Annotated in this window: 11 protein-coding genes; 1 reads left to right on the top strand and 10 read right to left on the bottom strand. The window is 52.0% G+C overall.

From position 1 onward, the window contains the following. Nucleotides 1-108: 108 nt before the first annotated feature. The 6 genes from rpoZ to PXY01_RS05785 form a co-directional block, all read right to left on the bottom strand. Nucleotides 109-324 carry a DNA-directed RNA polymerase subunit omega gene (gene rpoZ / locus PXY01_RS05810; protein WP_127568243.1) on the bottom strand — a complete coding sequence of 72 codons (216 nt, stop codon included), beginning with the start codon at nucleotides 322-324 and terminating at the stop codon, nucleotides 109-111. A gap of 15 nt (nucleotides 325-339) precedes the next feature. Beyond that, nucleotides 340-957, bottom strand: coding sequence for a guanylate kinase (gmk, locus tag PXY01_RS05805; RefSeq protein ID WP_127568241.1), 618 nt, complete (start codon nucleotides 955-957; stop codon nucleotides 340-342). 13 nt (nucleotides 958-970) lie between these two features. Then, nucleotides 971-1,231, bottom strand: a complete 261-nt coding sequence (gene remA, locus PXY01_RS05800; protein WP_127534143.1) for an extracellular matrix/biofilm regulator RemA — start codon at nucleotides 1,229-1,231, stop codon at nucleotides 971-973. A gap of 360 nt (nucleotides 1,232-1,591) precedes the next feature. Next, nucleotides 1,592-3,478 (bottom strand): bifunctional homocysteine S-methyltransferase/methylenetetrahydrofolate reductase, encoded by a 1,887-nt coding sequence (locus PXY01_RS05795; protein WP_127568239.1) that lies wholly within the window; start codon nucleotides 3,476-3,478, stop codon nucleotides 1,592-1,594. Between the two features lie 27 nt (nucleotides 3,479-3,505). Further along, on the bottom strand, nucleotides 3,506-4,336 hold the full coding sequence (dapF, locus tag PXY01_RS05790; protein WP_127568237.1) for a diaminopimelate epimerase: 831 nt from the start codon (nucleotides 4,334-4,336) through the stop codon (nucleotides 3,506-3,508). A 218-nt stretch (nucleotides 4,337-4,554) separates the two neighbouring features. Then, nucleotides 4,555-7,341 (bottom strand): calcium-translocating P-type ATPase, SERCA-type, encoded by a 2,787-nt coding sequence (locus PXY01_RS05785; protein WP_127568235.1) that lies wholly within the window; start codon nucleotides 7,339-7,341, stop codon nucleotides 4,555-4,557. 182 nt (nucleotides 7,342-7,523) lie between these two features. Between PXY01_RS05785 and PXY01_RS05780 the strand changes: the two genes are divergently transcribed. After that, nucleotides 7,524-9,281 carry an Rqc2 family fibronectin-binding protein gene (locus PXY01_RS05780; RefSeq protein WP_127568233.1) on the top strand — a complete coding sequence of 586 codons (1,758 nt, stop codon included), beginning with the start codon at nucleotides 7,524-7,526 and terminating at the stop codon, nucleotides 9,279-9,281. 332 nt (nucleotides 9,282-9,613) lie between these two features. Here PXY01_RS05780 and PXY01_RS05775 read toward each other — a convergent pair whose 3' ends face one another. Genes PXY01_RS05775 through PXY01_RS05760 form a run of 4 tightly spaced genes read right to left on the bottom strand, consistent with a single transcriptional unit; the run spans nucleotide 9,614 to nucleotide 13,407 of the window. After that, a complete protein-coding gene (locus PXY01_RS05775) occupies nucleotides 9,614-10,405 on the bottom strand; it encodes an ATP-binding cassette domain-containing protein (RefSeq protein WP_373864281.1) in 792 nt (263 codons plus the stop codon). Nucleotides 10,406-10,419: 14 nt separating this feature from the next. Continuing rightward, the gene (gene ssuC / locus PXY01_RS05770) at nucleotides 10,420-11,217 is read right to left on the bottom strand and encodes an aliphatic sulfonate ABC transporter permease SsuC (protein ID WP_127568229.1); all 798 of its coding nucleotides are present in this window, start codon (nucleotides 11,215-11,217) and stop codon (nucleotides 10,420-10,422) included. Between the two features lie 12 nt (nucleotides 11,218-11,229). After that, a complete protein-coding gene (gene ssuD / locus PXY01_RS05765) occupies nucleotides 11,230-12,375 on the bottom strand; it encodes an FMNH2-dependent alkanesulfonate monooxygenase (protein ID WP_127568227.1) in 1,146 nt (381 codons plus the stop codon). A gap of 36 nt (nucleotides 12,376-12,411) precedes the next feature. Next, a complete protein-coding gene (locus tag PXY01_RS05760; RefSeq protein ID WP_164744314.1) occupies nucleotides 12,412-13,407 on the bottom strand; it encodes a sulfonate ABC transporter substrate-binding protein in 996 nt (331 codons plus the stop codon). Nucleotides 13,408-13,619 lie beyond the last annotated feature (212 nt).

The following is a 13,619-nucleotide window of genomic DNA, read 5'->3' as shown; positions in this document are numbered from 1 at the left end:
AATAACAACCGCTATCCGGTTGTCACTTTTTGCTGCCTTAATGTTCGGCCGTTATATCGCTAGCTTAGCGTGTTACGAAGACCGGCAGCCAAGTCGCTGCTGCCGTGCTTACTTATTAGATGACGAATTGTCGGCCGACTCCACAATAAGCATATCGTGATAAATCTCTTCCAGAGCAACGCCAACCTGCTTGTGAGACTTCGGGTTGCGAATCTCAGACTTCGAGCCTTCACGCAGCATCCGGGCACGTTTGGAAGCAGCAACAACAAGCTTGTACTTGCTGTCAACTTTCTGAATCATTTCATCAATGGATGGATATAGCATATCCTCTCACCTCATCTAAGCTTTCTCTGAAGCAGCAGGCATCTGTTCCGTTAGGGCTAGCCTTCTATCTGCACGGCAATGCTCTGCTGTAATGATGCTTTGAATGCGCTGGCATGCGGCGTCGATCTCATCATTGACAACCGCATAATCATAGTGGCGAAGCAGGTTCATCTCTTCGACCGCGACGTTCATACGATGGTCGATAACGTCCGCCGCTTCCGTCCCGCGTCCGGTTATACGCTGCTTCAGCTCGTCGAGTGAAGGCGGCATTAAGAAGATAAAGACACCCTCCGAGAACTTCTGCTTCACTTTCAATGCACCCTGGACTTCGATCTCAAGAATAATATCTTTGCCAGAAGCAAGCGTCCGTTCAACGAAATCGCGAGGCGTGCCATAGAAATTGCCAACATACTCCGCCCATTCGAGCAGCGCGTCGTTCGCAATCATGTCTTGAAACTGTTCTCTCGTTTTAAAGAAATAGTTGACACCATTAACTTCGCCTTGCCGCGGCTCACGAGTCGTCGCCGACACGGAATAGACGAGCTCGGGCATCATTTGGCGTAAATTCGCACAAACGGTACCTTTGCCGACGCCGGATGGCCCGGACAATACGATTAACAATCCTCTGTTCATAAGACTCCCCGTACTATTCGTCATGATCGTCATCTTTGACGGATAACCGATGCGCCACTGTCTCCGGCTGTACGGCAGACAAGATGACATGATCGCTGTCCGTAATGATGACCGCACGCGTCCGGCGGCCATACGTTGCATCGATCAACATATGACGGTCACGTGCTTCTTGAATGATTCTCTTGATCGGCGCCGATTCCGGACTGACGATCGAGATGATCCGATTGGCGGAAACGATATTCCCGAATCCGATATTAATAAGCTTGATTGCCATATCAGGTTCCCCCCTCCGGTACTCCATATGCAAATGCTAATAAAAGATGATGTTTGCTATGATTCAGAACGAATGCCCTGTTGCCGGATGAAGTAAAGATTGGCAGAACCCTGCACTATTGTTGACGAAAATGCTTCGTAACATACGCGCGACGCCCAGCCATGACACGCCAGGCAACCTATGAGTCCGTTCAAAAATGAACGTCGCCATTGCTATGCTAACCTAAAAACTAGCAAGACGCGTGCATTGTTTATCTATTTTAAAGGATTTTGCGGTTTCTCACAAGCTATTTTTAAAACATTTCAGCCGATTTTCAGCGCTATACGCCTCAAATCGGCTGAATATCACGACATTGCTGTCCTATCCACTTCCATTCTCCACTATGAACCGTCCCGACTTCTTCCACACATACTCCGTCAGCTTAACCGTCATCTCATACAACATAAAAGGGGTCATGAGATAGATACCATTAAAATGCGGAATAATCGCATCGATCAATTCTGTCGCTATCTGTATGCCTTCAGCTCTTCCTGCTTCACCTTCAAGCCCGGCCATTCGTTTGCGTACGTCGTCTGAAAGCAGAATTCCCGGAACCTCGTTATGTAAATATTCGGCGTTGCGTCCGCTCGCAAGCGGCATAACCCCGACAAATATAGGAACTTCGATATGCCTCGTCGCGGCAGCTATCCTATCAATCAGCTCTACATCGTACACAGGCTGCGTCATAATAAAATGTGCGCCCGACGCGACCTTCTTCTCCAGTCTAGCAACCGCTTTGTCCAAATGCTTGACGTTCGGGTTAAAGGCTGCTCCGACAATAAAGCTCGCTTTCTGTCTCAAAGGCTTGCCCGAGAATGCAATTCCGTCATTCAATTGACGGATCATTCGAATCATCTCGAACGACGTCATATCATAGACAGAGGTAGCTCCCGGCAAATCGCCGAATCGGGCCGGATCGCCTGTAACTGCCAGTACATGATCGATACCGAGGGCGCCAAGCCCCATCAAATGGGATTGGGTGCCGATTAGGTTGCGGTCCCGGCAGGCGATATGAACGAGCGGGCGAATCCCGACCTGCTCCTTCACGATCGCCGCGAGCGCCATGTTACTCATTCGTGTAACCGCGAGCGAATTGTCTGCCATCGTTAACGCATCAGCATGCGCTGCTTGGAGCGCCGCCGCCCCTTGCATAAACCTCGTAATGTCAAGATCGCGCGGCGGGTCCAGCTCGACAATGACGGTATGGCGCTGCTTCACCAGCTCGACGATCGATGGTGCTATAGCGTCAGGCGGCGCTCCCGGCGGTTCCGGAGCAGAGCTGATCGTAACAGACGGCGCAGCCGTGATGACTTGTAACGCCGAGCCTTCGAGCGTGGATGGGACATATCCATCCAAAGCCGCCGCTATCGCCTTAATATGATCAGGCGTCGTGCCGCAGCAGCCACCGATGATGCGTACGCCTAAATCGGCAAATCGGCAAGCCATCTCGCCAAAGTAGTCCGGAGAAGCTGGATAAGTATACGTCCCGTCGACATATTCAGGAAAGCCGGCGTTCGGGAACACCGAAACCGGCAGACTCATATTTTCGCCGATCGATTCAATTGCCCGTATCAAGCCGCGCGGCCCGGAACGGCAGTTAAAGCCTACGACGTCGGCACCTTCCGCTTCAAGTATAGAAAATGCCTGAGCAAGTCCTGCACCGTCCGCTATGCCGCCGCCTTCTTCGATTGCGAACTGACAGATAACTGGCAAAGCACTTACTTGGCGAACAAGACGCAGCGCAAGCCGTATTTCCTCCAAATCGAAAAACGTCTCCAGCAGTATGCCGTCGACGTCTTCGTCCAATAAAGTGTTGATTTGCTGCGAGAGCGCCCTCTCGACATCTGTGAGCAGAATGCCGCTGCGCCGACCGCCCCGTATGGAACCGACCGCACCAACGACATATGCATCGCTGCCAACCGACGTCCGCGCTATCCGCACGCCCGCTCGGTTAATCTGTTCGACTGCCGATTCGAGCCCATACTTTGAAAGCTTCTCGACGTTAGCCGAGAACGTATTCGTCTCGATCAGGCGGGCACCTGCATCATAATAGCTGCGATGAACGCTGCCGATCACATCCGGATGGATTACGTTGTACTCCTCATAGGAAACGCCGACCGGAAAGCCGGAGTGGTGCAAATATGTCCCCATCGCTCCGTCCCCAGTCAATACGCGCTGCCGAAGCACCTCGCGCAAATCAAGCTTCATCGTCATCCCACCTATATAAAATTCCGATTATAGGGTCCCTGTGAATACGACCGCTGCCGGGCCTGTCATATAGACGTGATTATCTGCTTCACTCCACTCGATGTGAAGATCTCCACCCTTAAGAGATACTGTTGCCGTACGGTCCGTCAGACCATTAAGCACAGACGAAACAACTGTTGCGCAAGCTCCTGTTCCACATGCGAGCGTAGGTCCGGCTCCGCGCTCCCATACGCGCATATCAGCTTGACTCCGGGAGTTCACCGTAACAAATTCAACATTCGTCTTGCGCGGGAACAGCGGATGCGTCTCCAGCTTCGGTCCCCATGTGCCAAGATCGAAATGAACAGCATCATCAACATAAATGACACAGTGTGGATTTCCCATCGACACCGCCGTAAACGTAAACGATCGGCCATCCACTTCGATGGGCTGTGCGACAACGCGATCAGAATCGATCGTCGTCGGCACCTGGAGGCCATTTAGAATCGGCTGTCCCATATCGACGCGCACCGCTGCTACCACGCCGTCCTTCACCGTCAGCTGTACCGGCTGTACTCCGGCGCCAAGCGTCTCAATCGTAATTTCCGTACGATCAATCAAGCCGTTGTCATACACATATTTGCTTACGCAGCGGATTGCGTTGCCGCATTGCTCTGCCTCAGAGCCGTCTGAGTTAATGATCCGCATTTTGAAATCTGCTTTCTCGCTAGGCAGAATGTAGACAAGACCATCCGCACCGATACCGAAAAACCGGTTGCACAAATCGATTGCCAGCTGCGAAACGTTCTCCGGAAGCTGCTGCTCTCCTGCTATAACGATAAAATCGTTGCCAAGACCGTGCATTTTCGTAAATTTCATAGTCATTAAGTCTCCTTCATACGATAGATTAGTAGCTTCCGCATCGCTGCGGCCAACAACATTTGTGATCTAGCATATCGTAATAGGGAGAGATATGACCATTTCCTATTTGCACATTCATTTGCACTTTATGACTACTCACATCATACCTATACTTAACACCCCTCGACCAGGCTGCAGCTTGCGCTGTATGCCGATGACAGACTCCAAGGAGGCTGCTACCTGACCGCAGATTGAGTGCTTGGCGAATTCCATTTCGTCTTCGTTTTGTTGCGGTTCGAACTAAGCACGCTGCCGATGCCCATGACGAACGTCGGAATGCCCGCGGCGACGAATACAAGACACCAATGTCTAAAGTCGAGCGGCACGGTTTTGAATACCGGCTGCAGCGGCTTTAAATACAGAACGCCGATCATTAAAATAAGCGAAGACAAGACAGCGAGCACCAAATATTTATTCTGAAAGAAGTTCCGATGGAAAATCGACCTTGAGCTGCGGCAGTCGAATACGTGAATGAGCTGTGCAAGTACGAGCGTAGCGAAAGCGACCGTCTGCGCAAGCACCAGCTGCTTCGGATCGCCAGGCGCTTTGGACAGCGTCAGCCAGAAGGCACCAAGTGTACAAATGCCGATTAGGATGCCCCGGCTAACAATCTTCCACCCCAGACGCCGGGCGAAAATGCTCTCCTTAGATGAGCGCGGCTTCTGCTTCATTAGATCCTTCTCCGCCTGATCGACACCGAGCGCCATAGCAGGCAGTCCGTCCGTTACGAGATTGACCCACAAAATTTGAATCGGCACGAGCGGCAGCGGTAGTCCCGCCATCATCGCAAGGAACATCGTTAAAATTTCGCCGACGTTCGATGCAAGCAAATAGCGGATAAACTTGCGGATGTTCTCATAGATGCTGCGGCCTTCCTCTATCGCCGCGACGATTGTGGCGAAGTTGTCGTCGCTTAAGATAAGCGCGGAAGCCTCTTTGGACACGTCCGTGCCCGTAATGCCCATTGCGATGCCGATGTCCGCCGCTTTAATCGCCGGGGCATCATTGACGCCGTCGCCGGTCATCGCCACGACGTGGCCCTGCCGCTGCAGCGATTTGACGATACGAAGCTTATGCTCAGGCGATACGCGGGCATATACGTAAATATTGTCTGACAACCGGTCAAGCTGTTCGTCGTCCATGTTAGACAGCTCACGGCCGCTAATGGCAATGCCTTCTCTAGGCATAATGCCAAGCTGATGCGCAATCGCCTCAGCCGTCAGCTGGTGGTCGCCCGTTATCATAACCGTCTTAATGCCCGCTCTTCTGCAGGTCGCAATCGCTTCGCGCACTTCTTTGCGCGGAGGATCGATCATGCCGGTTAAACCAGCGAAAATAAGCTGTGATTCCGCTTCCTGTACATTCGAGCAAGGATCATTCGGCCGCAAATCGCGATATGCGAATCCAAGCACGCGAAGCGCAGACCCAGCCAATGCTTCCGCCGCTTCGGCTACTTTCCGCCTCAACGTCCCGGTAAACGGCATCACCTTGCCGTCCCACAGCACATAGGAGCATTGCTCCATCAGCAGATCCGGCGCTCCCTTCGCACAGAGCAGCCGACCGCCTTGATGAGCGACGATGACGGACATACGCTTACGCTCGGAATCGAACGGAAATTCAGCGATCCGTCTGTACAGCGGCGCAAGAGATGAAGCAGACATACCCAGCTTGGACGAAAGAACGACTAGCGCACCTTCAGTCGGGTCTCCTTTCAGCTGCCACTCTTCCCTCACTTCTGCGCCTTTCTTACGTTTCGCTTCTTCCGTATCGGCGGCACGCACAATTTCAGCATTGTTGCACAGAGCGGCGATTTGGAGCAGCCGGCGGAACGGCTGGTCATGCTTCGGATCGACCTGCTTTCCATGCTCCAACGCTTCGCCGGCAGGCTCGTAGCCTTCGCCCGTTATATCGATCGAGCGTCCACTCAGCCATACTTTTGTAACGGTCATTTTGTTTTGTGTCAGCGTCCCGGTTTTATCCGAGCATATCACCGATGCACAGCCTAACGTTTCGACAGAAGGCAGCTTACGGACGATCGCCTTTCGCTTAATCATCCGCTGAACGCCGAGCGCAAGGGCGATCGTGACGATCGCCGGAAGTCCTTCCGGTATAGCTGCAACAGCAAGGCTGACGCCAGCAAGAAACATCCCGTAAGCTGGTTGCCCATGCATAATGCCTGCAATAACGACAACGATCGTAAGCGCAACGGCAACGATAATTAATATTTTGCCGAGCTGCTCTAGACGGCGCTGCAGCGGCGTCTCCATTTCCTCTGTCTTCTGAATAAGATCGGCAATCCGGCCCATCTCAGTGTTCATCCCGGTCCGAATAACGACGCCTTTTCCAGTGCCCCCTGTCAGCATCGTCCCCATAAACCCGATATTACGCTGATCTCCCAACGGCAGCTCGGCTTCAGAGATCGGGCTCGCATGCTTGCTGACAGGCACAGACTCGCCAGTGAGCGCCGACTCTTCCGCATAACAGCTATTCGCTTGAATGAAGCGGATGTCGGCGGGCACCCGGTCGCCGCTCTCCAGCTGAATCAAATCGCCAGGCACAAGCCCACTTGCCGGTACTGTAGCCGACTGACCATTGCGAATAACTTTAGCTGTCGGAGCGGATAATGCCTTGAGCGCACGCAGCGAACGCTCAGCCCGGAATTCTTGCACGAAGCCGAGCACTGCGTTCAAGACAATAATGGCAACAATGGTAACCGCGTCGAGATATTCGCCGAGCAATCCAGAAATGAGCGTAGCGCCCATTAATATAAGGACCATAAAATCTTTGAACTGATTTAAGAACAACACTAGAGGCGATACCTTCGCTCCTTCCGACAGCTCGTTGCGGCCATACTGCTTCAATCGCTCCGCCGCCTCTGACTCCGTAAGCCCGCGCATAACATCGCAGTTCAGCGTCTGCGCGAGCGTCTCCGTCTTTAGTTGATGCCATCTGTTCTGATCCATCCGTATTATCTCCCTCCCGCAATAAGCCGGTCGCCGAATTGATTATGCGCTGCCCGGACAGCCTTCCTGCCTCCAATGTATTCGGACAAACCGCAAAATATCCCAGTACAGGACTTAAGTTTTTCGCTGGACTATGGCATGATAGTAAGTACTAAGTAATGACGAAGGAGATTTTAACCACCATGGCATTGGACGGCATCGTTATCCGCTCTGTCGTGCACGAGCTGCAATCGTGCGTCGGAGCGCGCATTCATAAAATTCATCAGCCTACTCCACACGATCTCGTGCTGCAAATTCGCGGCGGCAGCAATCCCGGCAAGCTTCTCCTGTCCGCCAATCCGACCTACCCCCGCGCCCATTGGACGGAGGCGCTCTTCGTTAATCCGCAGGAAGCACCAATGTTCTGCATGCTTCTGCGCAAATATTGCGAAGGGGCCGTTATCGAGGCGATCACGCAGCCTGGACGCGAACGTGTGATTCATATCGACGTTCGGCAGCGTGATGAGCTGGGAGACTTGTCGTACAAAAGACTCATTGTCGAGCTTATGGGCCGTCACAGCAACATCATCCTCATGGACCCGTCAACGGGGACAATTCACGACGGCATTCATCACGTGACGCCTGCGCTCAGCAGCTACCGGATCGTCATGCCTGGAGTGCCGTATTCACCGCCGCCGGAACAGCACAAGGCCGATCCCATTACGGTCACAACAGAGGCCCAATTTCTAGAGGCCTGGAATAGTGCGGAGGGAGTTATTTCACCCGACAAACGGCTTGTCAGCGTTTTTGCCGGGCTAAGTCCGCTGCTCGCCGGTGAAATCGTTCATCGGGCCGGCTGTTCACCAGGCGGGAGCGATACGTTCGTAGATGGATCTGCGTTATGGCAAGCATTCGACAATATGATGTCGAAGATACGTGACCATATATACACGCCTGAAATCGTAACAGAGGAGAGCGGCAAAGCTTATTTTTCGGTAACGGAACTAACACGGTTCGGGGGTGAGCATCATTCCTTCGACTCGGTGAGCCGTTGTCTGGAAGCGTATTACGGAGACAAGGCGGAGCGCGATACGGTTAAACAACGTGCCGCCGACCTGCTGAAATTCGTTCATAACGAAATCGTGAAGAACAAGAGCAAGCTCGAGAAGCTTCAGGATACAATGGAAGAAGCGCAAGGGGCCGACCAATACCGTATATTAGGCGAGCTGCTGACCGCATACATGCATGCAATCGGCAAAGGCGACACCGCTATTGAAGTGATTAACTATTATGACGAGGAGCAGAAGCCGATTACGATTGCGCTCGATCCACTGCTCACACCGTCCGAGAACGCGCAGCGTTATTTCCGCAAATACAACAAACAAAAGAACAGCTTACAAGCAGTACAGGAACAAATCGAGCTGACGGAGCAGGAAACAGCATACTTAGAGCAAATTATGCAGCAGCTGCAGACAGCTGCTCTGCAGGATTTGCAGGAAATACGCGATGAACTGGTCGAGCAAAATTATTTGCGTGATCGGGGCAGCAAGCGCGGCGGCAAGAAGAAGAAGTCGTCGAAGCCTGCCCTGCTCTGCTACACATCATCTGAAGGCATACCCATTTATGTGGGCAAGAACAATACACAAAACGAATATTTGACGAACCGTCTGGCTGCCCCATCAGACACTTGGCTGCATACGAAGGACATTCCAGGCTCACACGTCGTCATCCGCAGCGATAAATTCGGCGATACGACGCTTCAGGAAGCGGCTATGCTCGCCGCGTATTACAGTCAAGCTCGAGAATCAAGCCAAGTACCGGTTGATATGACGCTCATCCGCCACGTCCGTAAGCCCAATGGCGCCAAGCCCGGCTTTGTCATCTATGACAAACAGAAGACGTTGTTCATTACGCCGGACGAACAGCGAATTCGAAGCTTGCCCAGCGTAATCAAGAACTGATCGTACTTAGCACCAATCCGGACCAATAATCACCCAAAATTAAAAGGTTGTGCCGAAAACGGTGATTGTTTTCTGCACAACCTTCTTCGTCTCTTTAATCGCTAACTCGCTCTTCATCGAAGCTAAATTGAAGCACTTCTTGCAGTAACTTTGCCATATGTGAAGCTAAATACGCGAAAAAGTATGTAAGCCTTGCATTCTTTCCACGCTAATCACTCATTTCGCTCTAGAACGACGAAGAAATTGTGCCCAAATTCTGCACCCATGGCAGTGAAGAAGGGGCGTCCGTAAGTCAGTGGTTCATTGACTTTCTGGGAGCCCCTGGCTCTATTTTATATCGAGAAATGTTCGTTTGCGCCCGGCATAGGATTACGCTCCAACACTCGATTCAAAATGGTGCTCTCGTAATGGGCGAAGCCGCTGTCCTTCTCTCTCGGCCTCGCCAACGAAATATTCAAATCATGCGAAATTTTCCCGTTCTCTACGAGAACGACCCGGTCCGTTAACGCGACGGCTTCACTTACGTCATGCGTGACGAGCACTGCCGTAAACTTACGTTCCCGCCACAGCCTTTCGATCAGCTGCTGCATTTCGATCCGGGTAAGCGCGTCCAGCGCACCAAGCGGCTCGTCAAGCAGCAGCAGGCTTGGATTGCCCGCTAATGCCCGGGCAAGCGCAACGCGCTGCTTCTGGCCGCCCGACAGCACGCTTGGCCATTCTTTCGCTCGATTCTCAAGACCAACAAGCGACAACGCCTCTAACGCCTTATCGCGGTCGCCATCCGGCACGCCAATTCGAACGTTATCCAGCACCGACTTCCAGGGCAGCAGTCTTGCATCCTGGAACATAATGCGCACATCAGGGCGCAGACCGGATGTAACCGAGCCATCAAACTTTACCGTGCCTTCGGTCGCCGGCTGCAAGCCTGCAATTAGCCGCAGGAGCGTGCTTTTGCCGCAGCCGCTTCTGCCGACAACAGAAAGGAACTGCCCGGATGGAATCGATAGATTAAGCTCATGGAGCACGGTTAACTCCCCGAATCGAACCTGTGCCTCATGAATATCGATCTGAATTCCGCCTGCGGCCGCATTCGACACCGTCGATAAAGCAGGAGCCTTATCAATTTCAGGCCGTATTTTTATTTCGCTTTGCGGTAGTGTGGATGCCACTGCAGAAACCCCCTCTCCAAGAGCTTAGCAATCCAGTCCGACAGCTTGCCAAGCAAAGCATAAATAATGATACTAAGAACGACGACGTCCATTTGAAAAAACTCTCTCGCATTCATCGCCATATAGCCGATACCGCTGTTCGCGGAAATCGTCTCGGATACGATTAGCGTAATCCACATAATGCCGAGTGAGAATCGCAGCCCGACCAATATCGACGGAAGTGCGCCTGGGAATATAATCGAACGAAACAGAGCAACCCCCCGCAAGCCATACGTCCGTCCCATCTCGATCAAACCTGGATCAACGCCGCGGATGCCGTGCAGCGTATTCAAGTAGATCGGGAAGGCAACGCCAAGTGCTACCAGAAAAATTTTCCCCTGCTCGCCGATGCCGAACCACGCAATGATAAGCGGAATTAGCGCTAAGTGCGGGATGGTGCGAATCATTTGGATGCTTGAATCGGTCAGCTTCTCGAACAGCGGCAGCAAGCCGTTAATAATCGCGAGGACAAAGCCGATTCCGCCGCCAATGATGAAGCCAAGCAGCGCCCGGCGGGAGCTGTCACCAATATAGACGAACAAATCACCGCTCTTCACCAGCTTGACGCCCGCTTCGACGACAGATAGCGGAGAAGGCAAGATCCGCTGCGAGATCCAACCCACATCAGCAAACCATTGCCACACCACAACGATAATGACGGGAATGATCCACTCCAAGCCAACGTTACGCAGCTGGTATGTCCATTTTGCCGTGGTTGAACTTTTCATGGCTGTCTCCTCCTAGCTAACCGATATACGCTCAGCTGGTTTGATTGCGTTTGCGATCAGCTCGCCGAATGGACTCGTCGAGGACGGACCGTTAGCAGTTGGTATATGCTGAAGCGGCAGCAGCGGGAATACAAGCTCTGCGAAACGGTAAGCTTCTTCCAGATGAGGATACCCAGACAAAATAAACGTCTCAATGCCTAGATCCGTATATTGCTTCATCAATGCAGCCACCTCTTCCGGGCTGCCGACTAGCGCCGTCCCTGCGCCGCCACGAACGAGACCGACGCCGGCCCATAGATTCGGATAGATTTCTAGCTTGGAGCGATCGCCGCCATGCAAATTAGACATCCGTTTCTGCCCTTCGGAATCATAGCGGCTAAACACTTTGCGTGCCGCTTCGATAGCTGCATCGTCAACCTTGCTAATGAGTCGTTCCGCTTCGCGCCACGCTTCCTCTGACGTTTCCCGAACGATTACATGCAGACGAATGCCAAACCGTACCGTTCTGCCATGCTCAGCTGCCAGCTGTCTAACATGCGCAATCTTCTTCGCCACCTCTTGTGGTGGTTCCCCCCAAGTCAAATAGACGTCCACATGCTCTGCCGCCACCTTATGAGCGGCTTCAGAAGATCCGCCGAAGTATAGCGGCGGATGCGGTTGCTGCGTTGGCGGATAAAGAATTTTACCCCCGGTCACTTTCAAATGATCGCCTTCGAAATCGACCGTCTCACCGGCTAATTCACGGCGCCAAATGTCGAGGAATTCATTCGTCAGATCATAACGCTCATCGTGTCCTAGGTACAGACCGTCACCAGCATTCTCCACAGGATCTCCGCCCGTTACGATGTTGATAAGCAGCCTTCCGCCCGAAATCCGATCGAACGTAGCCGCCATACGAGCCGATAACGTCGGCGACATTAAGCCCGGACGAAGTGCGACAAGAAATTTAAGCCGTTCTGTTACAGGAATCAAAGACGACGCTACGACCCATGCATCCTCGCAGGAAGTACCTGTAGGCAGCAATACACCTCCGTAGCCCAGTCTGTCTGCCGCTTGTGCAACCTGCTGCATATATTTCGCGTCAACCGCACGTGCACCTTCCGCCGAGCCTAGATAACGTCCATCACCATGCGTTGGAATAAACCAGAAAACCTCCATATAACATCCACCTTTCCATGATTATTTCTTGATTATTTATTTCAAAGTCGCTTCTTTGACAACAATCGGGTTCGGAATAAGCTCTAGCTCATGGAACGTATCCGCAATTTTCTGTTGAGCTTCGATAATCGAATCGTCAATTGGCTGCAAGCCGTATTCTCTCCGTTTAGATGCAAGCTCCAGCGATGGGATGTCAATACCTAGCTGCGGAGACAGCAGCTCGGCAACTTCCTTCGTATTCGCTTTCGACCATTCGTCAATTTGGTTCAACTCGTCTTTAAAAATATCGATGACCGACTGATTACCTTCCGCAAACTTCCGGGAGGCCAAATAAAACTCGATATTCGATACGAGATCTTGGCCGTCGGCCAGCACTGTTGCGCCAGTCGCCGTCTGTGCTGCCGCAAGGAACGGGTCCCAAATCGCCCATGCGTCAACGTTACCGTTCTCGAATGCAACCCGCGCGTCGCCTGGCGGCAGATATACAGTCGTAATATCTTTATAGTCGACGCCGGCCTTCTCAAGCGCTTTTACAAGCAAATAATGAACGTTAGAGCCCTTATTAAGCGCAACCTTCTTACCTTTCAAATCTGCAACGGTCTTAATGTCCGAATCTTTCGGTACAATAATCGCTTCGCTGGCCGGACTTGCCGGTTCATGTGCCAAATATACGAGCGGAGCTCCTGCAGCCTGTGCGAATATTGGTGGCGCTTCGCCGGTATGTCCAATATCGATGCTGCCGACATTCAACGCTTCGAGCAGCTGTGGTCCACCCGGGAACTCAATCCACGTTACTTTATATCCTTCCGACTCAAGCCGCCCCTCAAGCGTACCCTTCGCTTTCAAAATGTTAACCGTACCGTATTTCTGATAGCCGATATGAATTTCTTTGGCGGTACTTGCCTTATTAGATGATTCGCTGTCGCTGCTCGATTCCTTAGAGCCATTCGAACCGCAGGCTGTCAGCAGCGTAAGCAGAACGACCAGCGAAAGCATGAAAGTTCTTCTAGAAGATTTCGATTTCTTATTCATTGACATAACCCCTCTTTTTCGGTGTGGATACATTCTCTCATGCCAAGCTCTTTGTAGAGTATCGACATTATTCCTTGTAATCCAATAGGAATTTAAGATTTGACTACCTTTCCATTATCTACGGAGTATCCCTATTCGTCAACTATGATTTTCCACAAAAAATTTAAAATAGTAATACGTCTATATTTATAAGCTTTTAAGTAAAAACAAGC

Origin of the sequence: Paenibacillus xylaniclasticus (assembly GCF_004001065.1) — a bacterium.
In the GTDB taxonomy this organism is placed as follows: domain Bacteria; phylum Bacillota; class Bacilli; order Paenibacillales; family Paenibacillaceae; genus Paenibacillus_T; species Paenibacillus_T xylaniclasticus.
The sequence above is the reverse complement of the archived record's forward strand: the minus strand, read 5'-3'. Positions and strand labels throughout refer to the sequence as shown.

Bases quoted from the DNA above. Each gene is read 5' to 3' on its own strand.
- ssuC (WP_127568229.1), bottom strand. From the start codon at position 11,217: ATGAAAAGTTCAACCACGGCAAAATGGACATACCAGCTGCGTAACGTT.
- ssuD (WP_127568227.1), bottom strand. From the start codon at position 12,375: ATGGAGGTTTTCTGGTTTATTCCAACGCATGGTGATGGACGTTATCTA.
- PXY01_RS05780 (WP_127568233.1), top strand. From the start codon at position 7,524: ATGGCATTGGACGGCATCGTTATCCGCTCTGTCGTGCACGAGCTGCAA.
- remA (WP_127534143.1), bottom strand. From the start codon at position 1,231: ATGGCAATCAAGCTTATTAATATCGGATTCGGGAATATCGTTTCCGCC.
- PXY01_RS05795 (WP_127568239.1), bottom strand. From the start codon at position 3,478: ATGAAGCTTGATTTGCGCGAGGTGCTTCGGCAGCGCGTATTGACTGGG.
- rpoZ (WP_127568243.1), bottom strand. From the start codon at position 324: ATGCTATATCCATCCATTGATGAAATGATTCAGAAAGTTGACAGCAAG.
- gmk (WP_127568241.1), bottom strand. From the start codon at position 957: ATGAACAGAGGATTGTTAATCGTATTGTCCGGGCCATCCGGCGTCGGC.
- PXY01_RS05760 (WP_164744314.1), bottom strand. From the start codon at position 13,407: ATGAATAAGAAATCGAAATCTTCTAGAAGAACTTTCATGCTTTCGCTG.
- PXY01_RS05785 (WP_127568235.1), bottom strand. From the start codon at position 7,341: ATGGATCAGAACAGATGGCATCAACTAAAGACGGAGACGCTCGCGCAG.
- dapF (WP_127568237.1), bottom strand. From the start codon at position 4,336: ATGAAATTTACGAAAATGCACGGTCTTGGCAACGATTTTATCGTTATA.